Genomic DNA, 22280 nt, shown 5'->3' with positions numbered 1-22280 from the left:
GTGAGGTGAACAGTTCGATCGAGGTGTCGCTGTGGTGGTAGAGCATGGCGACGTCGTCGCGTCCGTCGCCGTTGAAGTCGCCCGACTGCTGGATCGCGTTCGGGTCCTGCACCGGAACCGGAGCCGGCTTGTCGGGCTTGTTCAGCCACTCCTCCACGGTCTCGCCGCGGAGGACGCTGAGCAGCGCCTCCTTGTTGTCGTAGCTGGTCACCTTGTCGCGGTCCTCGCTGAGGTGGATGTGCCACAGGTGCGTGTCGTCGTTGGTCACGGCCGCCCGGTCGTACCGGAAGTCCCAGCCCTCGACGGTGCTGTCGGTGTCGGTCTGGCCGTAGAACTCCCGCCAGCCGTCCAGACGAGGGTCTCTCTGGTCCTGACCCGAGGCCATCAGACGCTTCGAGTAGCGGGCGATCCTGCCGTAGTCCGCCGCCGCCGTCACCACGGTCGGCGAGTGGGTGACGTGTGGCTGAAGCTCGACACCGTCAGCGACGGCGTAGCCCTGCGCTTCCGGGAAGGTCCAGTCGTAGGCGGCGGCCTTGTCCGACGGGCCTCCCTTGTCCTCGGTATCCCGTACGGAGTAGTTGTCCGGGCTGTTGGCGGCACGGGTGTTGTGGTAGCCGGGCTTGTTGGCGTAGATCCCGGCGTCCCTGGTCCCCGAGTCGAGCTTCACCAGTTCCTGCATGAGCCACCATGACGCGTCGGTGATCCGGGACGGATTCGGGTTGGCGGCGGCAGGTGCCGGGGCGGCGGCGGACTCGGCGGGTGCGGTGGCAGCCGCCGGGGCGGACACCGCGCCGAGGCTGGCGATGAGCACCGCCGAGATGGCCACGGTGAACCGGTGCGGCGCCGGTGGCCTCGGCCGCTGCCTCGACAGGGTCTCGCGTATCGGGAGGCGCATCATGCTCCTTGGGGGTGACGGTGGGATCCGAGAATCCCGGAGGGGCGTGCAGAACGGGTGCTGGTTTTACCGGGCGCATCAGAGGAGGCGGATGGAGTCCCATTTCCAGGCGGCGTTGGCGGGGATGGTGAGGCTGCCGGTGAAGGGGGCGAATCCGCCGTCGTTGTTGGTGTTGGCTAGTGCGGTGTGCATGGTGATGGAGCCGTCGGACTGGTAGTACATGGCGGCTAGGTCGTCGCGTCCGTCGCCGTTGTTGTCGCCGGCGATGGTGCGGAAGGAGTTCCATTTCCAGGCGTTGGCGGGGATTTTGTAGCTGCCGGTGAAGGTGCCGAATCCGCCGTTGGTGTTGCCGCGTGAGGTGAACAGTTCGATCGAGGTGTCGCTGTGGTGGTAGAGCATGGCGACGTCGTCGCGTCCGTCGCCGTTGAAGTCGCCCGACTGCTGGATCGCGTTCGGGTCCTGCACCGGAACCGGAGCCGGTTCAGAGGCCGGTGGATCCCAGAGGGCGTCGACAATGATCTGTGCGTCCGACGCCTGCACCTGATACTTGTCCGGGTACGCCGAGACCTGCACGGCCTGGCAGACCTCGCCGATCGGCGCGGTCTTCCACGATCCGTTGGGATAGACGCGCTCCATCTTGTTGAGGAAGGCGTCGGTGGCCCATGTCGGGTTCAGCCGCTGCGCCCGGGTGCCCCAGGACGCCCGCTGCTGGAACAGGCCGAGGCTGTCGTGGTCGACCTCCACGCTGATGTTCTGCAGATGGGTCTCCACGATCACCGTGGCGATCGCGATCACCCCGGCCCGCTCGACAAGGCCGCGGGCCCGCACCGCTGCCACGACCATCCGGGCACAGGAGACCCGGTAGCCGGTCATGTATCCGCGCATGTCCGACCTCAACCGGGTGTTGAGGTCGGTCGCCAGCGCGGCGTCGTCAGCGGTCGGGCCGTCGGGGTCGCAGGCCACCGTCGCGGCCAGCGGGGCCACCATGGGCGGCCGGACCGGGTCGGGGGCGGGGTTGGCCGCGACTGCCGGCGTGGCGATGGTGGCCGTCGTGACGGCGACCGTCGTGACGGCGACCGCCAACGTCGTACCGAACCGTCGCGGCCCGCGTCGGCCCGGAATGGACAGGGTCCTGTTCACTGCACCTCCAGATGAGAGCCCGGTCCATCGGGGACCGGGCCATGGTGAGTGCGGTGACCACAAACGCCGACCAGGCTGGCGACGTACGCCAGCGCGGACCCCCGTGGACGGCGGACCCGGCGCGGATTCGTGGAAACCACGTCCGAGCCTCGCAAAGCACACTGGACGGAGACTGCCGGTACACCACCGGTATTCCGCCGGTACCGTCATCGAACCAGGCAGCCGCCCCCATGGGATCGACGACCTTCGTGGTCCGCGCGAACGCCGCGATTCAGGTTGACGGTGGGCGGCGTCGGGACCGCCCCCGTCACCCGGGACAGCCGGTCAGGGCCGGCCGGGTATCGACTCCCGGATCAGGGTGACGAGGTCCCCCCAGGTGTCGACCGGGGTGGCCCAGTCGGGTGACGCCGGGACGGCGGGCTGCTCGCCGGTCCCGCCCCGGAACAGGTAGCGGTGCCTGACCGTCTCCAGGTGGGCGAGTACGTCGAGACGGTCGTCCACGAAGTGGGTGATGCCGAGGCGCTGGCAGACCGGTGCCTTGTCGCGCCGTTCCCGGACGAAGTGCACGTTGCCGGCGGAGATGCCGGTACGGCCGAAGAAGTCATGGTGGTCCAGCCAGGCGCGGGTGTTGGCGGCCACCTTGGGGCCGGCCTTGGAGACGATGTGCACCTGCCCGGCGAACGGCCCACCGGTCAGCGTGGCGAGCGCGTCGAAGACCCCGACCGTGGCCGGCGTCTCCAGCGGCCGGCTGCCGAAGAACGAGGTGTCCTCCTCCCGCCCGGCGAGCGCGACGATCACCCCGCCGACGTCGACACCGAGGATCGGGGACCGCAACCGACCCGGGCCACGGTACGGCGCGGGTGTGCCGCCCGGCCGACGCTGCCCGACCCGTTGCCGTGCCACTGGTGCACCTCCGCCCGCCGCTGGACCGTCGATCATGTCCGTCGTCAGGTTATCGGCGTCCCACAAGCCAGTTACCTGTCGCCGGGCCTGCCTGCCCGGCTCCGGTCAGCCCCGCAGCCGCAGACCTCTCGGCGTGGTCCGGAACCCGGCCTCGGTGAGCGCGTCGCGCAGCGCGGAGGCGTGTACGGCAGCGCCGTCGGCCCGTTCCACCGCGAGTACGCCGAGGGCTCCCGAGCCGACCGCCGAGGCCAACGCCCGGGCGGCGGCGGCCAGCGCCCCGGCATCGTCCACGAAGGACAGCAGGGTACGGCCACCACGCTCGACGTACAGCACGAGGTCGCCGCCGACCAGCACCACCAGGGCGCCCGCCTTCCGCCCGGCCCGGTGCCCGGTCGCGGAGCCGCTCGCCGGGCCGCCCCCGGCGGTGCCCGGGTCGACCGTGCCGTCACCGGAGTCGACGACCCGGGCCGGCCACGGCAGCGCCGCACCGTACGGGTTGGCCGGGTCGGTGGCGGCGAGTACCCGGGCCACCCCGGAACGGCGCCCCAGCTCCTCCGGCTCGGCGAGGGCCCGCAGCCGGTCCACCGCACCAGGCACCGCGAACTGGGCGGCGCCGAGCCCCTCGACGAAGTATCCGCGTCGGGCCGCGCCGCGTTCCTCCATGGCGGCCAGCACGGGATAGACGGCGGCGAAACCGCCCGGCGCACCCTCGGCGGCCACCGCGCCCCGGGTCACCACACCGTGCCGTTCGAGCAGCACGTCGGCGAGGGCGGCGGCCCGCCGGGTCGGGTCGGTGTCCCGTTCGGGCAGCCGGGACCAGCGCCCGGCCACGGTCGGCGGCCCCGTGCGGGCGGGCATCGTCGGCCGCCCCGGACGCCGGTAGCGGGTCCGGGGCGCGCTGGTCCGGGCCCGGTGCGCGCCTCCGCCGCCGAGCACCGCCCGCAGCGGAGCCAGCGTGTCGTTGGTCAGCCGACCGGCCCAGACCAGGTCCCAGAGGGCGGCGGTCAGCGCCTCGTCGTCGGCGGGGCCCGACTCGGGGAGCGCGGTGCCGACCCGGTCGGCCAGCGACCGGAAGAAGAGCGCCTGCCCGTCGGCGAGCGCCGCCAGCACCGCCTCGTGCAGCGGGGTCATCGCCAACGCCTCGGCGGGCGGGGGCAGCAGCAGCGGTGCGGTGTCGGCGTACGCCAGGGTCAGCCAGCCGTCACCCCGACCGATCGCCCCGGCGCCGGCCCAGACCACCTCGCCGCTGGCACAGAGTTCGTCGAGGTAGGCGGGGGAGTAGTCGGCGACCCGGGCCGGCAGGACCAGACTCTCCAGCGCCGAGGCCGGCACCGCGAAGCCCTGCAACTGCTCCAGCACGGCGGCCACCGCCTCGACCCCCCGGGCCGCCGCACCGACCTGCTGCCAACGGGGCAGGAAGGTGGCCAGCACCCGGCCCGGTACCGGCTCGATCTCCCGGCGCAGCGCGGCCAGCGACCGGCGGCGCAACAGCCGCAGCACCTCCGCGTCGCACCACTCGGTGCCGGTGCCGGTCGGCGAGAACTCTCCGGAGACCACCCGCCCGTCGGCGCCGAGTCGGCGCAGCGTCTGCTCGACCACGAAGACGCCGAGCCCGAACCGGGCCGCGCAGGTCGCCGCCGCGAACGGGCCGTGGGTGCGGGCGTAGCGGGCGACGAGATCCCCGAGCGGGTCGGCCACCGGTTCCAGGTACGCCCGTGCGACCCCGACCGGCAGGGCCACGCCGAGCGCGTCGGCGTACCGGCCGGCGTCCTCGACCCCGATCCAGCGTTCCTCACCGGCGACCCGGACCCGCAGGATCCGTCGGGCCTCGGCCAATCCGGTCAGCCACCCGGGCTCCACCCCGCGCCCGGTCAGCTCGTCGTCGGAGAGGTCGCCGAGCAGCCGGAGCAGCTCGACCGCGTCCTCGGCGTCCCGGGGCCGCCGCTGCTCGGACAGCCAGCGCAGCTGCCGCTCGGTCTCGGCGACCACCGTCGGGTCCAGCAGCTCCCGCAGGTCGACCCGGCCGAGCAGCTCACCGAGCAGGGCCGAGTCGAGGGCCAGCGCGGCGGCCCGGCGCTCGGCCAGCGGGGCGTCGCCCTCGTAGAGGAACGCGCCGACGTAGCCGAAGAGCAGTGACCGGGCGAACGGTGACGGCCGGGGTGTCTCCACCTCGACCAGCCGTACCTTGCGGGTGGCCACCTCCCGCATCAGCGACACCAGGCCGGGCAGGTCGAAGACGTCCTGCAGGCACTCCCGGGCCGCCTCCAGGGTGATCGGGAAGTCGGCGTACTCGCGGGCCACGTCGAGCAGTTGGGCGGCACGCTGGCGCTGCTGCCAGAGCGGCTGGCGGCGGCGCGGGTCGCGACGGGGCAGCAGCAACGCCCGGGCGGCGCACTCCCGGAACCGGGCGGCGAACAGCGCCGAGGTGCCGACCGACTCCTCGACCAGCCCGGCGATCTCGTCCGGGTCGAAGGCGACCAGGTCGGCGCCGGGCGGATCCTCGGCGGTGTCCGGCAGCCGGATCACGATCCCGTCGTCGGAGGGGACCACCTGGGCGTCGACGCCGTACCGTTCGGCGAGCCGGCGGGCGATGGCCAGCGCCCAGGGGCCGTTGACCCGCGCCCCGAGCACGCAGTGCACGGCCAGCCGCCAGTCGCCGAGCTCGTCGCGGAAGCGTTCGACCAGCACCGTCCGGTCGTCGGGCACGGAGCGGGTCGCCGCCTGCTGCTCACGCAGGTACGCCACCAGGTTGCCAGCCGCCCAGTCGTCCAGCCCACCGGCACGCAGCCCGGCGCGGGCCGTCTCGTCGTCGCCGGCCCGGACCAGATTCCGCAGCCGGGCGCCGATCGCCCTGCCCAGCTCGACCGGGCGGCCGAGCTGGTCGCCCTTCCAAAACGGCATCCGGGCCGCCTGCCCGGGGGCGGGCGAGACCAGCACCCGGTCCGGGGTGATGTCCTCGATCCGCCAGGAGGACGAACCGAGCAGGAAGACGTCGCCGACCCGGGACTCGTAGACCATCTCCTCGTCCAGTTCGCCGACCCGGGCGGCGCGTTCGGCGCCGGCCAGGAAGACGCCGAACAGGCCCCGGTCCGGGATCGTGCCGCCGCTGGTCACCGCGAGCCGCTGCGCGCCCGGCCGGCCGGTGAGCAGGTCCGCCGACCGGTCCCAGACCAGCCGGGGCCGCAGCTCGGCGAAGGCGGTCGACGGATAGCGCCCGGAGAGCATGTCGAGGACGGCGTGCAGGGCCGAGTCGGGCAACTCGGCGAAGGGCGCCGCCCGGCGGACCAGGGCGGCCAGGTCGCCGACCCGCCACTCGTCGAGCGCGACCATCGCGACCACCTGCTGGGCGAGTACGTCCAGCGGGTTGCGGGGATGGTGCAACTCCTCGATCGCGCCGTCGGTCATCCGTTCCGCGACGACCGCGCAGCTGAGCAGATCGCCCCGGTGCTTCGGGAAGACCACGCCCCGGGAGACCGCACCGACCTGGTGGCCGGCCCGGCCGACGCGCTGCAGCCCGGCCGCGACGCTCGGCGGCGCCTCGATCTGCACCACCAGGTCGACCGCGCCCATGTCGATGCCGAGCTCCAGGCTGGAGGTGGCGACCACCGCCGGCAGCTGCCCGGACTTGAGCGCCTCCTCGATGTGCTTGCGTTCCTCGCGGGAGACGCTGCCGTGGTGGGCCCGGGCGATCACCGGCGGAGCGCCGGCCGCCGCCCCGGACTGCGCCATGATCTCCGCCGGCAGCCGGTCCGGCGGGAGCGGCCGGGCCCCCTCGAACTCCTCCACCGCCAACTCGTTGAGGCGGGCGCAGAGGCGTTCGGCACTGCGCCGCGAGTTGGTGAAGACGATGGTCGAGCGGTGGGACCGGACCAGTGCGTACACCCGTTCCTCGACGGCCGGCCAGATCGACGCCCGGCGGGGGACGCCGAGCTCGTCGTCGCCCGGTTCCGGCTGCTCGTCGAGCCGGGTCATGTCCTCGACCGGCACCTCGACGCTGACCTCGATGGTCTTGGCCGTGGTCGGCTGCACCACGGTCACCGGGCGGGCGCCGCCGAGGAACCGGGCGGTGGTCTCGACCGGCCGGACGGTGGCGCTCAGCCCGATCCGCTGCGCCGGAGCGGGCAGCAGCGCGTCCAGCCGTTCCAGGGTGAGCGCCAGATGGGCGCCGCGCTTGGTGCCGGCCACCGCGTGCACCTCGTCGACGATCACCGTCTCGACGCCGCGCAGCGACTCCCGGGCGGCGGAGGTGAGCAGCAGGAAGAGCGACTCCGGGGTGGTGATCAGGATGTCCGGCGGGGTACGCGCGAACGCCCGGCGCTCGTCGGCCGGTGTGTCGCCGGTGCGCATCCCGACGGTGATCTCGGGTGGTGGCAGACCGAGGCGGGAGGCGGCGTGCCGGATCCCGGTCAGCGGGGCCCGGAGGTTGCGTTCGACGTCGACGGCGAGCGCCTTGAGCGGGCTGACGTAGAGCACCCGGCAGCGTCGCCGGGGGTCGTCGGGCGCCGGCTGGCGGGCCAGCTGGTCCAGCGACCAGAGGAAGGCGGCGAGCGTCTTGCCGGAGCCGGTCGGCGCGACCACCAGGGCGTTGTTCCCGGCGCCGATCGCCCGCCACGCGCCGGCCTGGGCGTCGGTGGGCGCGGCGAACGCGGCGGTGAACCACTCCCGGGTCGCCACCCCGAACGGCTGCAGCACGTCGGTCACCCGCCAATCCTGCCCGGTCGGTCTGACATCCGGGGCGGCACGGATGGTCCCGATCCTGGCGGAACGGGGGATCGGTACCCGTTTGATCGTTGGTATCGCCTGAGATGAGGGCTAAGTCTCACTTAACTGCTTGCGGTAGGTGTGCGACCTAAAGTAACTTCGCCGAAACCTGAGTCGGCGCCAAGGGGGCCCGGATGACCAGCGTTTCACGCGACGTCCCGGTGGATCGCGACGCCTCGGCGGCGACGCGTACCGTCCCGGGCGTTCCAGGGGAACCGGTCGCTCCGACGGTGCCGGGCGTACCGGTGACGCTGGCCGTCCCCGCGCCCCCGACCGCGGTGGTGCCCGGCGCCCCGAGGGTCGCGGCCGAGACCGACGTGCTGGCCCGGCGGGTGGAGACGTACCTGACCGTGGCGCGGACCGCACTGCGCGGAGCCGACCTCGAACTCGCCGAGCGGCTCGCGGTGGCCCTGCGGCAACTGGTCGCCGACACCACCGCCGCCAGCGCCGCCGACCGGGCCCGGGTCCGGGCCGCCGTGCACGCCCTGGTGCTGCGCCGCGAGGCCCACGGCCGGGTGCTGCCCCGGCGTTCGCTCGCCGCCGCCCAACAGGTGATCAACCAGGTGGTCCGCCAGCTCGGCCGGCCGGACCTGGCGGTCCTCTCCACCCCGGACGGCCCCGGCGCCGGCACCCACCCGGTCGACTCGCCCTGCGCCGTCTGCTGACCGGCGAACCCACTCCGGCCGATTCGGCCAAATCCCCGCCTCCACCAGCGGCCGTGTCGTCTGATCCTTGTGAGTCGCAGGGGTCGGTGCGTCCAGGGCCCGCCAGCACCTGCGCCGACACCCACCTGGAGTGCGCATGCTGGTGCTGCTGGCCCTCCAGTTCGGGGCGGCGTCCGTCGCGCCCGTGCTGGTCCGGTGCTGGGGCCGGCGTGCCTGCTACCCGCTGGCCCTCGCCCCGGCCGCCGCCGTCGGCTGGGCGGTCGGAAACGCCGGCCCGGTCACCGCCGGCGGCGCGCTCGTCGAGACGTACCCGTGGGTGCCGGGACTGGGGCTCGACCTGGCCCTGCGGGTCACCACCCTCTCCTGGCTGATGGTGCTGCTGATCGGCGGGATCGGCGCGCTGGTACTGGTCTACTGCGCCGGCTACTTCGGCGCCGACGAGCCCGGCCTCGGCCGGTTCGTCGGGGTCTTCGTGGGCTTCGTCGGCGCGATGCTCGGCGTGGTCGTCTCCGACGACCTGCTGCTGCTCTACGTCTTCTGGGAACTGACCAGCGTCTGCTCGTACCTGCTGATCGGGCAGCACCCGGAGCAGCGGGCCAGCCGGCGGGCCGCCGCCCAGGCACTGATCGTCACCACCCTCGGCGGGCTGGCCATGCTGGTCGGCTTCGTCATGATCGGACAGCACGCCGGCACGTACCGCTGGTCGGAGATCGCCGCCCGCCCCCCGCCGGGCGGCGGCTACCTGGCCACCGCCGTGCTGCTGATCCTGGTCGGCGCGCTGACCAAGTCGGCGATCTTCCCGGCCAGCTTCTGGCTGCCGGCCGCGATGGCCGCGCCGACCCCGGTCAGCGCCTACCTGCACGCCGCCGCCATGGTGAAGGCCGGCGTCTACCTGGTCGCACTGCTCGCCCCGGTGTACGCCGACACCGGCCCGTGGCGCCCGGTGGTCCTCGTCGCCGGGGCCGGCACCATGCTGCTCGGCGGCTGGGCCGCGCTCCGCCAGGTCGACCTCAAACTGCTGCTCGCGTACGGCACGGTCAGCCAGCTGGGACTGCTGATCGTGCTGGTCGGCGCCGGTACCCGGGACGCCGCGCTCGCCGGCGTCGCGATGCTGCTCGCCCACGCCCTGTTCAAGGCCGCCCTCTTTCTGGTGGTCGGCATCGTCGACCAGCGCGCCGGCACCCGGGACCTGACCGTGCTCTCCGGGCTGTGGCGACGGATGCCGCTGGTCGGCGTGGTCGCCGGGCTCGCCGCCGCGTCGATGGCCGGGATACCGCCGCTGTTCGGCTTCGTCGCCAAGGAGGCGGTCTTCGAGGCGGTCGCCGGCGATCCGCCGCTGCTCGCCGCCCTGGTCGCCGGGTCGGTGCTCACCGTCGCCTACGCGGCCCGGTTCGTCTGGGGCACGTTCGCCGACCGGCCCGGCGCGGGAACCACCCCGACCCGCCCCGTCGAGCCCGCCCTGCTGGTGCCGCCCGCCCTGCTCGCGGTCGCCGGACTGGCGCTCGGCGTACTCGCCGGCCCGGTCGACGAGCTGCTCGGGGCGTACCCCGGGTTGTTCGGGGCGACCGACTACCACCTGGCGCTCTGGCACGGCCCGGGGCTGGCGCTCGGCCTCTCCGCCGGGGTGCTGGCCGGCGGCGGCCTGCTCTTCGTCCTGCGTGGCCCGCTCGGCGCGGTGCTCGCCCGGCTGCGCGCCCCGTTCGACGGCGACACCGCCTACCAGCACGCCACCCGGGGTCTCGACCGGGTCGCCGTCGAGGTCACCGGTGCGACCCAGCGCGGCTCACTGCCCGACTACCTCGGCATCATTCTGCTGGTCCTGGTCGTCGCGCCGGGTGGCGTCCTGCTGCTCGGCGACCCGTGGCCGGACCGGCAACCACAGTGGGGAAGCCCGATGCAGGCGGCGATCGGGTCGGTGCTCGTGCTCGCCGCGGTGCTCGCCGTCCGGGCCCGACGCCGGCTCACCGCGGTGATCCTGGTCGGGATCACCGGTTACGGCGTCGCCCTGCTCTTCGTCCTGTACGGGGCGCCGGACCTGGCCCTGACCCAGTTCCTGGTCGAGACCGTCACCATCGTGATCTTCGCCCTGGTGCTGCGACGGCTGCCGGCCAGGTTCTCCGCCCGACCACTGCGCCGGACCCGGTGGGGCCGGATCGCGCTCGGCGTGGTCGTCGGGGTGGTGATGTCCGGTCTGGCTCTCGCCGCGACCGGCGGCCGGCGGGCGACCCCCGTCTCGGTCGACTACCCGGAGGCGGCCCGGACCTTCGGGTACGGCCGCAACGTGGTCAACGTGACCCTGGTCGACATCCGGGCCTGGGACACCATGGGGGAGATCGCCGTGCTGGTGGCCGCGGCCACCGGAGTGGCCAGCCTGATCTTCCAGCGACGTCGGGGACCGCGCCGGCCCCGCCGGCACGACCTGCCGACATCGGCCGGCTCCGAGCGGATCTGGCTGCGGGCCGGCGCGACCCTGCAGAGCCGGCGTCGCTCGATCGTCCTGGAGGTGGTCGTCCGGCTGCTCTTCCACACGATCATGCTCTTCTCGATCTTCCTGCTCGTCGCCGGGCACAACGCCCCCGGTGGCGGCTTCACCGGCGGCCTGGTAGCCGGTCTCGCGCTCGGGGTCCGCTACCTCGCCGGCGGACGGCACGAACTCGACCAGGCCGCCCCGGTCGACGCCGGGGTGGTGCTCGGCACCGGACTGCTCGTCGCCGTCGGCACCGGGCTGGTCGCGATGGTGCTCGGCGGCCAGGTGCTGCAGAGCACCATGCTGGACCTGCGGCTGCCGCTGGTCGGCGAGGTGCACCTGGTCACCTCGATCTTCTTCGACACCGGCGTCTACCTGGTCGTGGTCGGTCTGATGCTGGACATCCTGCGCAGCCTCGGTGCCGAGGTGGACCGCCAGATCGAGGCGGAGGACGAGCCGGGCGCCGGGGTGCGGACCACCGGAGCGCCCGGCCCGGAGGTACGGCGATGAGCGGGTCGACCGGTCGCCACCGCGCCGGGTACGACGCGGAGCCGGCATGAGACCGAACCTGGTGCTGGCGGTCGTCGTCGGGGTCCTCTGCGCCACCGGTGTCACCCTGCTGCTGGAACGCAGCCTCAGCCGGGTGGTGCTCGGCTTCATCCTGCTCGGCAACGGGGTCAACCTGCTGATCCTGCTCGCCGGCCGGTCCGGCGGGGCGCCGGTCCTCGGCGTCACCCCGCCCGCCGGGATGAGCGACCCGTTGACCCAGGCGATGGTGCTCACCGCCCTGGTCATCACCCTCGGCATGACCGCGTTCCTGCTCGCCCTCGCGTACCGGAGCTGGCAGCTGATCGGCCACGACGAGGTGCAGGACGACCTGGAGGACCGCCGGATCGTCCGTCTCGCGGAGCAGGACCGCAACTCCGGGCCGGACGACAGCCTCGCCGAGGTGGCCCGGGACCCGTGGATCGGCGGTGCCGGGGGAATCGACCCGGAGCAGGTCGACCCGGAACCGCCGCCACGCCGGCTGGGCGACGATCCGCGCCCGCCCCGGCGACCGGACCGGGAGGAGGCGGACGGGGAATGAACTTCCTGGTTCCGCTGCCGGTGGTGGTTCCGCTGCTCGGCGCGGCACTCACCCTGGTACTCGGTCGCCGGCCGGTCGCCCAGCGGGTGGTCAGCGTCGCGGCCGTGACCGTCACCCTCGCCGTCGCGGTGCTGCTGCTCTGGTACGCCCACCGGGACGGCCCGCTCGTCGTCCACGTCGGCGCCTGGCCGCCCCCGATCGGCATCGTGCTGGTGGCCGACCAGTTGGCGGCGCTGATGCTGGTGGTCTCGGCGGCGGTGACCCTCTGCGTGCTGCTCTACTCGATCGGGGAGGGCCGGGCGGATCCCGGTGAGCACGCGCCGGTGGCGATCTACCATCCGACCTACCTGGTGCTCACCGCCGGTGTGACCGACGCCTTCCTCGCCGGCGACCTGCTGAACCTCTTCGTCGGCTTCGAGATCCTGCTGGCGGCGAGCTACGTCCTGCTGACCGTACGCAGCACCGAGGTGCGGATCCGGGCCGGCACCACGTACGTCGTGGTCAGCCTGCTGTCGTCGATGGTCTTCCTGAGCGGCGTCGGACTCGTCTACGCGGCGACCGGGACGCTGAACCTCGCCCAACTCGTCCACCGGCTCGACGCCCTCCCCGCCGACCTGCGGCTCGCCCTGCAACTCGTGCTCCTGCTCGCGTTCGGGATCAAGGCGGCGGTCTTCCCGCTCTCCGCCTGGCTGCCGGACAGCTATCCGACCGCGCCGGCACCGGTCACCGCGGTCTTCGCCGGCCTGCTGACCAAGGTCGGCGTGTACGCGATCATCCGTACCGAGACGCTGCTCTTCCCAGGCGGCCGGACCACCGACGTACTGCTGGTGGTGGCCCTGCTGACCATGCTGGTCGGGATCCTCGGCGCGGTCGCCCAGACCGACGTCAAACGGCTGCTCTCCTTCACCCTGGTCAGCCACATCGGGTACCTGCTGTTCGGGGTGGCCCTGACCTCGGTCGCCGGCCTGGCCGGGGCGATCTTCTACGTGGTCCACCACATCACCGTCCAGACCACCCTGTTCCTGGCCGCCGGTCTGGTCGAACGGCGGGCCGGCAGCACCAACCTGGAACGGATCGGCGGGCTGGCCCGGGTGGCGCCACTGCTCGGCATCATGTTCCTGCTGCCGGCGCTGAGCCTCGCCGGCGTACCGCCGTTCTCCGGTTTCCTCGGCAAACTGGGGCTGTTGCAGGCCGGGGTCGCCGCCGGGGGTGTCCTGCCCTGGCTGCTGGTCGGCGTCGGGTCGCTGACCAGCCTGCTCACCCTCTACGCGACGACCAAGGTGTGGAGTCTGGCCTTCTGGCGGGCGCCCCGGCTGGCGGATCCGCGGACGGCGCCGGAACTGCCCCGGCTGATGGTTGGGGCCACCGCCGCGCTGGTCCTGCTCGGCCTGGCGCTGACCGTGGCCGCCGGTCCGCTCTTCGAGGTCGGCGCCGAGGCCGCCGAGGACCTGCTGCACCGTACGCCGTACGTGGACGCGGTCTTCCCGGGCGGCACCCCGTGACCGGGACGGCCGGCGACCGGGAGCCCGGGGCGCACCGGCGGCCGGCGACGGACCGGGACAGCGCGGACCGGGGCGGCACTGACCGGGACATGACCGGCTGGGGCGGCACTGACCGGGACGTGACGGACCGGGACACGGGGGGCGACCGGCGGGCCGGGGTGCGGCGGCCGGTCTGGCGTCGCGGCCGGGACCACCTGATCACCATCGCCTGGCTGGTTGTCGTCTGGAGTCTGCTCTGGGGCGAGTTCTCCTGGGGCAACCTGCTCGGCGGGGTGCTGGTCGCCGTGGTCGTACTGGTCGTCTTTCCGTTGCCCCGGGTCACCTTCGGCGGCCGGCTCCGACCGCTGGCCCTGGCCGACTTCGTCGTCTGGTTCGTCGTCGAGCTGGTGGTGGCGAGCGTGCACGTCGGCTGGCTCGCGGTACGGCCCCGTCGACAACCTCCCGGCGCCATCGTCGCGGTACGACTGCGGGTCCGCACCGACCTCAACCTGACCCTGACCGCCGAGGTGCTGTCGCTGGTCCCCGGCACCCTCATCGTCGAGGCGGACCGGGAGACCGGAACGCTCTATGTGCACGTCCTCGACGCGCACGACGACCGGACCCTGGCCGACAGCCGGGACCGGATCCTCGCCCTGGAGGCGCGACTCGTCCGGGCCATCGGCTCCGCGGCCGAACTGCGTCAGGTGTCCGTCCCGGGGCCCAGCGAACGGAGACAACCACCATGAGCGTCGTCGCTGCCGTTTTTGTCGGCCTGCTCTCGGTCGCCGCGGGGCTCGCCCTGCTCCGCGTGGTACGCGGGCCGGCCCTGCTGGACCGGGTGGTCGCGGCCGAGGTACTGATCTCGATCATCATCGGCGCGCTCGGCGCGGAGGCGGCGGTCAACCGGCACGCCACCACCCTGCCGATCCTGATCGCCCTCGCCATGCTGGGTTTTGTCGGCTCGGTCGCCCTGGTCCGGTTCACCGTCGGGGAGGAGGCGTGACCGGCGGCGACGTCCTGGACGTCGCCGTCGCGGTGTGCCTGATCGTCGGCGGGCTGCTCAGCCTGGTCGCCGGGGTCGGACTGATCCGGTTCCCGGACGTGATCTCCCGGATGCACGCGGCCACCAAACCCCAGGTGCTCGGGGTGCTGTTCATCCTGCTCGCCCAGGCGGTGAGTCTGCGCAACGGCGCCGACCTGGCCACCCTGGTGCTCGTCGGGGCGTTCCAGTTGGCCACCGCGCCACTCACCGCGCAGATGATCGGCCGGGCGGCGTACCGGACCGGGCGGGTGCGCCGTGACCTGCTCGTCGTCGACGAACTGGCCGACCGGGACACCGACCCGGGGCCGACGGGCTGAGTCCGGCCGGCGCCCATACTGGGGCTCATGTCTGCACCGTCGTCGCGTCGGGCCGGGATGCTTTACCGACTCCGGACCACCAACCCGTACGTCGTCGACGGGGCGCTGGCCGCCGCCGTCGCCGTACCGCTGTCGGTGCCGTTCGTCACCTCGCCGCCGGGGCACGTCACCCCGCTCGGTGTCGTGCTGAACGTGGCGTCGGTGGTGCCCCTGGTCTGGCGGCGGCGGGCGCCGTTCGCCGTGGCGGCGCTGGTGTTCGTCTTCGCCGGGCTGGTCTCGCTGCACCACCGGCCGGGGCAGATGCTGCAGTACAGCGGCCTGGTGGCGATCTACACCATCGCCGACCTGGGGCGGCCGTGGCAGCGCCGGACGTTCCTCTGGATCATCCTGCTCACCTTTCCGCCGGCCTCGTTCCTGTTGAAGGGCAACACCCTCGCCGAGTTCATGTTCACCATGCTGCTGCCGCTGACCGCGTACCTGCTCGGCACGCTGGCCCGGACGAACCGCGCCCGGATCGAGGCGGTGGCGCAGCGGGCGGCGGAGCTGGAGCGCGGACGGGAGGCGGACGCCGCTCGGGCGGTGGCGGAGGAGCGGAACCGGATCGCCCGGGACATGCACGACGTGCTCGCGCACGCGGTGAGCGTGATGGTCGTGCAGGCCGAGGCGGGGCCGGTGCTGATGCGTGGCGATCCGCGGCGGGCCGAACGGGCCTTCGACGTGATCGCCGAGGCCGGCCGGTCGGCGATGGAGGAGCTGTCCAGGACCCTGGGCGTGCTCAGGTCGGAGACCGACGTCGGTGTGCGGGTGCCGCCGCCGACGGTGGCTGGGATACCGGCACTCGTGGACCAGGTGCGTGGCGCCGGCCTACCGGTCGACCTGACCGTGGTCGGCACCGTACGGCCACTGCCGGCCGGTGCCGAGGCCGCCGGATACCGCATCGTGCAGGAGGCGTTGACCAACACGCTGAAACACGCGGAAGCCAGGTCGGCTGCGGTACGTCTGGACTGGACCGAGAACGAGCTTGTCGTCACCGTCACCGACGACGGATCCGGTCAGCCCAGGGGTGTCGGCGACGGGGCCGGTCACACCGGGCTTCCCGCCCCCCGGGGCGGGCACGGGCTGGCCGGGATCCGGCAACGCGCCGAGGCCTGTGGCGGTACCGCCGACGCCGGGCCGGGCGAGACCGGCTTCCGGGTCTCCGCCCGACTGCCGCTGGGCGGGGGCGGCCGGTGACGGGGGCACCGGAGGGCGGACCAACCTTGAGCGTGCCGGGCGGCGGGGCGATCCGGGTGGTCCTCGCCGACGACCAGGAACTCGTCCGCAGCGGGTTCGCGGCGATCCTCGACGCGCAGCCGGACATCACCGTGGTGGCCGAGGCGGCCGACGGAGTCGAGGCGGTCGAGCGGATCCGCTGGCACCGGCCCGAGGTGGCACTGCTCGACGTCCGGATGCCGACCATGGACGGGATCGAGGCGGCCCGGATCGTCTGCGCCGAGACCCGGACCCGGGTGGTGATGCTGACCACCTTCGACCGGGACGACTACGTCTACGACGCGCTCTACGCGGGAGCGAGCGGCTTCCTGCTGAAGAGCGTGCGCCGCGACGACCTGGTGCACGCGGTGCGGGTGGTGGCGGCCGGGGCCGCACTGCTCGCTCCGACGGTGACCGGCCGACTGATCGCCGACCTGATCCGACACCGGCCGCGACAGCAGGGTCCGTCGGCCGAGCGGCTGGCCGGGCTCACCGGACGGGAGCGGGAGACACTGCGGCTGCTCGGACGGGGACTTTCCAACGCGGAGATCGCGGCGGCCATGACCGTCAGCGAACACACGGTGAAGACCCACGTCAGCAACGTGCTCGCGAAGCTGCATCTGCGGGACCGGGTGCAGGCGGTCATCGTCGCGTACGAGACGGGGCTGGTCGGGTCGCGGTGAGCCGGGCGGGGGCTGCCGCCCGGCTCCGTCGTACGGGGGAGACGGGGTCGGGAGTTCCCCCGGCGCGGCGATCCGGGACGGACCGGAAAACCCGAGGATCGGGAGCCAGACACCCGATGTGAGGAGTTTCCGTGAAGTACTGCTATCTCGCCGCGCCCGTGCTGCTGTTGGGCTACGGCCTGGCCCGGATGATCGACGGGATCGACGGCAGCCGTGGCCCCGGACCGGCCTGGACCATCGGCCACCTGCTGTACCTGATCTCGCTCGGGTTGTTCGGCGTGGTGCTGGTCGGGCTGCGGAACGCCCTGCCCCGGTACCGGGCCGCCGGCACCGTGGCGGTGGTCGCCGGGGCGGTGGGGCTGGTCGCGTTCGTCCGGGTCGTGGTGGTCGACATCGTCGTCGGGCTGCAGGCGGTCGACCGGGCCGGGATGAACGAGCTCTTCCGGCAGTACGAGCGCTCTCCCGGCTTCCTGCCCAGCGGCCTGGTCGGCGCGCTCGACACGATCGGTCCGGTCCTCTTCCCGGGCTCGATGATCCTGCTGACCGTGCTCGCCGCCACCGTCGCGCCGCGACGCCTCCGGTGGTGGAGCCCGGTACTGACGGTCGTCGGCTTCGCCCTGATCGTGGTGGATCTGGACCTGCTGCCGCTCGGCGCGGTGGCCCTGGTCTGCGCGCTGCTGCCGATGACCGTCGCGTCGGCCGAGCGTTGGCCGGTGGTGGCCGTGGCGGGCCGGCGGTAGCTGACCGGACCCTCCGATGAGGAGGGCCGGGGCGGGTACCGGACAGGGCCCGGGTCGCGGCCCGCGCCTTGCCGGGTGGGGCAGGGCCGGGGTAGCGGCCTGTACCTCCCTGGTCGGGCCGGCTCCCGCCAGCTGCCGAGCATCGCCCGGCCGTCCTCGGTCCGGGCGACCGGCCCGCCGGGTGGTGGGGGTGGCGTCCGCGCCGTCATGTCAGGGACGAACTCGGCTTCGTTCCTTACTGAGCGGCCGCTGTCGGTAATCCGACCGATGCTCAGGCGGGTTCGGTACGATGGTCGGGTGATCGACTCAACTGCCCAGGAGGGCAGCTGTAGCCAGCCGGGTCGGACCCGGCACCCATCGCACCAGTCGCGGCAGCGGGGAGCGCTGAGCCGCCCGTGCTGATCGCGCTCGGTCTCCTTCTGATCATCGTGCTCACCGTGGCGACGGGCTACTTCGTCGCCCAGGAATTCGGCTATGTCGCCGTGGACCGGGGCAAACTCCGCCAACTCGCCGAAGACGGGGACGTCGCCGCCCAACGGGCCCTCACCGTCACCGGACGACTCTCCTTCATGCTCTCCGGCGCCCAGCTCGGCATCACCGTCACCGCCCTGCTCGTCGGTTACGTCGCCGAGCCGTACCTCGGCGACGGGCTCGCCGACCTGCTCGGCGTGGCGGGTGTCTCGCCCGCGGTCAGCACACCGGTGTCGGTCGTGCTGGCCCTGGTGATCGCCACCGTCGTACAGATGGTCTTCGGCGAGCTGGCCCCGAAGAACCTCGCCATCGTCCGGGCCGAACCGCTGGCCCGGGCGCTGGCCCGGTCCACCCTGATCTACCTCACCGTCGCCGGCCCGGTGATCCGGCTCTTCGACGCCGCCGCCACCCGGCTGCTGCGCCGGATCGGCATCGAACCGGTGGAGGAACTGCCCAGCGGGGCGACGCCCGAGGACCTGGAGCAGATCATCGCCGAGTCGCGCGAGGAGGGGCACCTGGACGTCGAGATGTCTACTCTGCTCGACCGGGGGCTCGACTTCCGGCAGCTCACCGCCGCCGAGGCGATGGTGCCCCGGGTCGACGTGTACACCGTCCGGGCCGACGAGCCGCTGAGTCGGCTGGTGGAGATGCTGGACACCGGCCACTCCCGCTTCCCGGTCCGGGGTGCCGAGGGGGTGGACGACGTCGTCGGCGTGGTCGGCATCGCGGACGTGCTCGGCGTACCGCCGGCGGAGCGGGCCAGCACCCCGGTCGAAGCGGTTGCCGTACCACCGCTGCTGGTGCCGGCGACCCTGCCGCTGCCGACCGTACTGGACCGGCTGCGCGCCGGGCACCGCCAGCTCGCCTGCGTGGTCGACGAGTACGGCGGGTTCGCCGGGGTGATCACCCTGGAGGACATCGCCGAGGAACTGGTCGGGCCGATCCGGGACGAGGACGACCCGCCCGAACGGGCCCCGATCCGGCAGGCCGACGGTTCCTGGGTGGTACCGGCACGGTGGCGCATCGACGAGGTCGCCGACAGCACCGGCATCACCCTGCCGGAGGCGCCCGAGTACGACACCCTCTCCGGGCTGGTGATGCGGGAACTGGGCCGGGTGCCCGAGGTGGGCGACCGGCTGGAGATCCGGCTCTCCCAGGACGGCGACACCGATCCGGAGCACACCCTGCCCCGGGCCCACGTCGAGGTGCTCGCCGTCGACCGGCACGTCGCCGATTCCGTACGACTGCGGGTGCTGGCATGAGCGAGCGAATCGGCAGGTTCAGGGTTCAGGCTCATGACGGCACGGAGCGCAGCGGGGTGACGGCATGAGCGCCACCTGGGCACTGCTGATCTCCGTGTTGCTGCTGGCGCTCAACGGGTTCTTCGTGGCCGCCGAGTTCGCCCTACTGGCCAGCAAGCGCTACCGGCTGGAACAGGCGGCTGCCTCCGGGGGGCGGGCCGCCCGGGCGGCGTTGGACGGGGTCCGGGAGCTGACCCTGATGCTGGCCGGCGCCCAGCTCGGCATCACCGTCTGCACGCTGGGGCTCGGCGCGCTCGCCGAGCCGGCGATCGAGCACCTGTTCAGCCCGCTGCTGCACGCGGTGGGCCTGCCGACCACGGCCAGCCACGTGATCGCACTGCTCGTCGCGCTCGCCGTGGTCACCTTCCTGCACCTGGTGGTCGGGGAGATGGCGCCGAAGTCGTGGGCGATCACCGATCCGGAGCGTTCGGCGCTGTTGCTCGCGTTGCCGTTCCGGGCCTTCGCCCGGGTGGCCCGGCCGGTGCTGGCCGCGCTCAACGGGCTGGCCAACCTCACCCTGCGGCTCGCCCGGGTACGCCCCGAGGAGCAGCTGGCGCACGCGCACGGGCCCGAGGAACTGCGGATGCTGCTGCAGCAGTCGCGTGAGCACGGGCTGCTCGCCGCCGACCAGCACGAGATGCTGACCAGCATGCTCCAGCTCCAGGCCACCACGGTGGCGCAGGTGATGGAGCCGGTGGAGCAGATCGTGTCGGTCCGGATCGACGACCCCGCCGAGCGGATCGAACAGGTCTGCCGGACCAGCGGGCGGTCCCGGCTGGCCGTACTCGACCGGCCGGGTGAGGTGGCCGGGGTGGTGCACGTCCGCGAGGCGGTGCGGGTCACCACCGCCGGTCGGGAGGCGACGGCCCGGGAGCTGATGAGCGTGCCGTTCATCCTTCCGGCGACCGCGACGGTCACCGAGGCGGTCGCCGCGATGCGTGCCGACCAGGCGCAGCTCGCCCTGGTCAGCGACAACGTCGAGACCGGCCGGCCGATCGGCTTCGTCGCCCTGGAGGACCTGCTGGAGGAGGTCATCGGGGAGTTCGACGACGAGACCGACCCGGTGCCCCGGGGCCGCCGGCTCCGCTGACCGTGCCAGGCACCGCCGTCTGACGCCGCCCGTCCGGGACATCCCGGTCGGGCGGCGTCCGTTCCGGCCCGGAGTGGGCACCCGGGTTTCCGGTCCGTCGGCGTGGGAAGGACCGGCCGGTGGGTTTCGGGAGGTTGCTGCCCGGCGCGGGGCTGACCGTGCGGACCGTGTTGCCCAATCCGAGCACCCGGCCGGGGCTGACCCTGCCGGGCCGGGTCACCCTCGTCGCCGGCCGGTCCCCGGCCACCGTCGAGCAGCTCGCCCTGAGCCTGGTCGGTCGGGTCGAGCCGGCCGACGGTTCCGCCGAGTACGTACTGACGGAGTTCCACCGGGTGCTCGCCAGCGGGGCGTTCGTCCTGGCCGCCGACGAGCGGCGGGGTCTGGACGTCCGGGTGCCGGTCCCGTGGGAGACCCCGGTGACGGTGATCAACGGGCACGTCTACCTCAACCTGCGGGTGGCGCTGCGGGCCGAGGTGGCGGTCAGCCCGCTGCTCGACCGTGGCGACCTGCGCCCGGTGTACGTGCACCCGCTGCCCGCCCAGGAGGGGGTGCTCGCGGCCCTGGCCGAGCTCGGCTTCCAACTCCGTCAGGTCGGGCTGCTCGCGGGTCGACTGCCCGGGGTCGACCAGCGGCTGCCGTTCCACCAGCGGATCGGCTTCTGGGTGGCGCCGCTGTACGGCGGCCCGTTCAACGAACTGGAGGTGACCTTTCTCGCCGACCCGTCCGGGGTCGAGGTGATCTTCACTCTCGATCGCCGGATCGCGATCGCCGGTGCCGGTCACGCCAGCATCAGCCGGTTCCGGGTCGGGCACACCGGCGCGGCCGACCTCGACTGGCTCAACGTCGTGGACGGCTGGCTCCGGTACGCGGTGGCCCGGCACACCGCGACCGGTACGGCCGCCGCCGGTTATCCGGTGCGGGCCGCGCCCCGCCGATCCGGGGGTCGGGTCCGTCCGTCGGCCCGGGAGCAGACCCATCCCGGCCCGTCCGGCACGGACACTCCGGACAGTTCGCCGTCCGCCCCGGAGCCGCAGGGCCCGGCGGGTCCGTCGACGCCCGGCGGCACCGACCCCGGTCGGGGGCTGCGGCAGACCTCGGGCGGTGAGGGTGGCATCGGCGGCGGCGGTGGCGGCAGCGGAACCTGAAAGGAAGGGCCCCTTCCTATCGCTTTCTGTATAGAGCCTGTTTCTGAACCTGGTGTTGGGGTTTGTGGTAGGTCATGTGGGCTTGTCGTCGGCTCATCTGGATGATGGCGGCCCAGTAGACGATGGCTTCGTGGTGGTCGGGTAGGCGTTCGTAGTCGCGGGCGCAGCGGCGTCGGCGGCTGATCCAGGCGAACGTCCGCTCGACCACCCATCGTCGGGGCACGACCTGGAAGCCCTTGCCTTTGCTGGGTTCGGTGGCGATCTCGATGGTGATGCCGAGGTTGTCTCGTGTCCGGGTGACGAGGTCGCCTCGGTAGGCCTTGTCGGCCCAGAGGTGGCGGACACCCACTGCGGCGGCGGTGTGCAGCAGGGGTGACGCCCCGTCGCGGTCGTGGGTGTCGGCGGCGGTGACGTGGACGGCGATGAGTAGGCCGAGGGTGTCGACGAGGATGTGTCGTTTCCGTCCGTTGACCCGTTTGTGGGGGTCGAAGCCGCTGGTCGTCTTCGGCACGGTGGCCTCGGCGGTCTCGGACACGGACTGGGCGTCGATACAACCCGCGGTGGGGTCGGGTTGGCGGCCATGAGCCACCCGTAGGGCGGCGCGCAGACGGCCCGTCAGTTCGATCACCGTCAGGTTGTCACTCCATCGGGCGTGGAAGCCGTAGACCGTGGCCCAGGGTGGGAAGTCCACCGGCAGGGCCCGCCACTTCACCCCGTTGTCGACGAGGTAGAAGATCGCGTCGATGATCGCCCGGCGGTGGTGACGTTCCGGCCGGCCGCCGCTGGGCCGTCGACACGCGGGCTCGGGTAGCAGCCCGGCGAGGATCTCCCACTGGGCGTC

The 22280-nt window shown here is 73.1% G+C and carries 17 protein-coding genes and 1 pseudogene; 13 read left to right on the top strand and 5 right to left on the bottom strand.

Annotation, left to right across the window (positions count from 1 at the left end):
- Nucleotides 1-136: 136 nt before the first annotated feature.
- The 4 genes and pseudogenes from V1633_RS36720 to V1633_RS36705 form a co-directional block, all read right to left on the bottom strand.
- Nucleotides 137-679 (bottom strand): annotated as a pseudogene (locus tag V1633_RS36720) (hypothetical protein); the annotation flags it as partial.
- Between the two features lie 294 nt (nucleotides 680-973).
- Nucleotides 974-2035, bottom strand: a complete 1062-nt coding sequence (locus tag V1633_RS36715) for an FG-GAP repeat domain-containing protein (protein WP_331218797.1) — start codon at nucleotides 2033-2035, stop codon at nucleotides 974-976.
- Between the two features lie 324 nt (nucleotides 2036-2359).
- The gene (locus V1633_RS36710) at nucleotides 2360-2938 is read right to left on the bottom strand and encodes a hypothetical protein (RefSeq protein ID WP_331218796.1); all 579 of its coding nucleotides are present in this window, start codon (nucleotides 2936-2938) and stop codon (nucleotides 2360-2362) included.
- A 105-nt stretch (nucleotides 2939-3043) separates the two neighbouring features.
- Nucleotides 3044-7735, bottom strand: coding sequence for an ATP-dependent helicase (locus V1633_RS36705; protein ID WP_407952168.1), 4692 nt, complete (start codon nucleotides 7733-7735; stop codon nucleotides 3044-3046).
- 215 nt (nucleotides 7736-7950) lie between these two features.
- Between V1633_RS36705 and V1633_RS36700 the strand changes: the two genes are divergently transcribed.
- The 13 genes from V1633_RS36700 to V1633_RS36640 all read left to right on the top strand — a co-directional run bounded on the left by V1633_RS36700 (nucleotide 7951) and on the right by V1633_RS36640 (nucleotide 21439).
- Nucleotides 7951-8364 (top strand): hypothetical protein, encoded by a 414-nt coding sequence (locus V1633_RS36700; RefSeq protein WP_331218798.1) that lies wholly within the window; start codon nucleotides 7951-7953, stop codon nucleotides 8362-8364.
- Nucleotides 8365-8500: 136 nt separating this feature from the next.
- Nucleotides 8501-11341: a Na+/H+ antiporter subunit A gene (locus V1633_RS36695; RefSeq protein WP_331218795.1), complete on the top strand. Its 2841-nt coding sequence runs from the start codon at nucleotides 8501-8503 to the stop codon at nucleotides 11339-11341.
- A gap of 46 nt (nucleotides 11342-11387) precedes the next feature.
- Complete coding sequence (locus V1633_RS36690) at nucleotides 11388-11918, top strand: Na(+)/H(+) antiporter subunit C (RefSeq protein ID WP_331218794.1); 531 nt, start codon at nucleotides 11388-11390, stop codon at nucleotides 11916-11918.
- Nucleotides 11915-13420, top strand: a complete 1506-nt coding sequence (locus V1633_RS36685; RefSeq protein ID WP_331218793.1) for a Na+/H+ antiporter subunit D — start codon at nucleotides 11915-11917, stop codon at nucleotides 13418-13420. The genes V1633_RS36690 and V1633_RS36685 overlap by 4 nt, the downstream gene beginning before the upstream one ends.
- On the top strand, nucleotides 13417-14145 hold the full coding sequence (locus tag V1633_RS36680) for a Na+/H+ antiporter subunit E (protein WP_331218792.1): 729 nt from the start codon (nucleotides 13417-13419) through the stop codon (nucleotides 14143-14145). Before V1633_RS36685 ends, V1633_RS36680 begins: the two co-directional genes overlap by 4 nt.
- Nucleotides 14142-14402: a monovalent cation/H+ antiporter complex subunit F gene (locus V1633_RS36675; RefSeq protein WP_331218791.1), complete on the top strand. Its 261-nt coding sequence runs from the start codon at nucleotides 14142-14144 to the stop codon at nucleotides 14400-14402. Before V1633_RS36680 ends, V1633_RS36675 begins: the two co-directional genes overlap by 4 nt.
- Nucleotides 14399-14758, top strand: a complete 360-nt coding sequence (mnhG, locus tag V1633_RS36670) for a monovalent cation/H(+) antiporter subunit G (RefSeq protein ID WP_331218790.1) — start codon at nucleotides 14399-14401, stop codon at nucleotides 14756-14758. The genes V1633_RS36675 and mnhG overlap by 4 nt, the downstream gene beginning before the upstream one ends.
- Before the next feature lie 27 nt (nucleotides 14759-14785).
- Nucleotides 14786-15991, top strand: a complete 1206-nt coding sequence (locus tag V1633_RS36665; protein WP_331218789.1) for a sensor histidine kinase — start codon at nucleotides 14786-14788, stop codon at nucleotides 15989-15991.
- Between the two features lie 26 nt (nucleotides 15992-16017).
- Nucleotides 16018-16692, top strand: a complete 675-nt coding sequence (locus V1633_RS36660) for a response regulator transcription factor (protein ID WP_331218788.1) — start codon at nucleotides 16018-16020, stop codon at nucleotides 16690-16692.
- 131 nt (nucleotides 16693-16823) lie between these two features.
- Nucleotides 16824-17432 carry a hypothetical protein gene (locus V1633_RS36655; protein WP_331218787.1) on the top strand — a complete coding sequence of 203 codons (609 nt, stop codon included), beginning with the start codon at nucleotides 16824-16826 and terminating at the stop codon, nucleotides 17430-17432.
- 395 nt (nucleotides 17433-17827) lie between these two features.
- Nucleotides 17828-19165, top strand: a complete 1338-nt coding sequence (locus tag V1633_RS36650) for a hemolysin family protein (RefSeq protein WP_331218786.1) — start codon at nucleotides 17828-17830, stop codon at nucleotides 19163-19165.
- Nucleotides 19166-19229: 64 nt separating this feature from the next.
- Nucleotides 19230-20294, top strand: coding sequence for a hemolysin family protein (locus V1633_RS36645; RefSeq protein WP_331218785.1), 1065 nt, complete (start codon nucleotides 19230-19232; stop codon nucleotides 20292-20294).
- Nucleotides 20295-20413: 119 nt separating this feature from the next.
- On the top strand, nucleotides 20414-21439 hold the full coding sequence (locus tag V1633_RS36640; protein WP_331218784.1) for a sporulation protein: 1026 nt from the start codon (nucleotides 20414-20416) through the stop codon (nucleotides 21437-21439).
- Between the two features lie 16 nt (nucleotides 21440-21455).
- Here the strand turns inward: V1633_RS36640 and V1633_RS36635 are convergent.
- Nucleotides 21456-22280, bottom strand: an 825-nt coding sequence (locus tag V1633_RS36635) for an IS5 family transposase (RefSeq protein WP_331218783.1), incomplete at its 5' end; no start/stop codon positions are given.

This window comes from Plantactinospora sonchi, assembly GCF_036422035.1.
GTDB lineage: Bacteria > Actinomycetota > Actinomycetes > Mycobacteriales > Micromonosporaceae > Plantactinospora > Plantactinospora sonchi.
The sequence above is the reverse complement of the archived record's forward strand: the minus strand, read 5'-3'. Positions and strand labels throughout refer to the sequence as shown.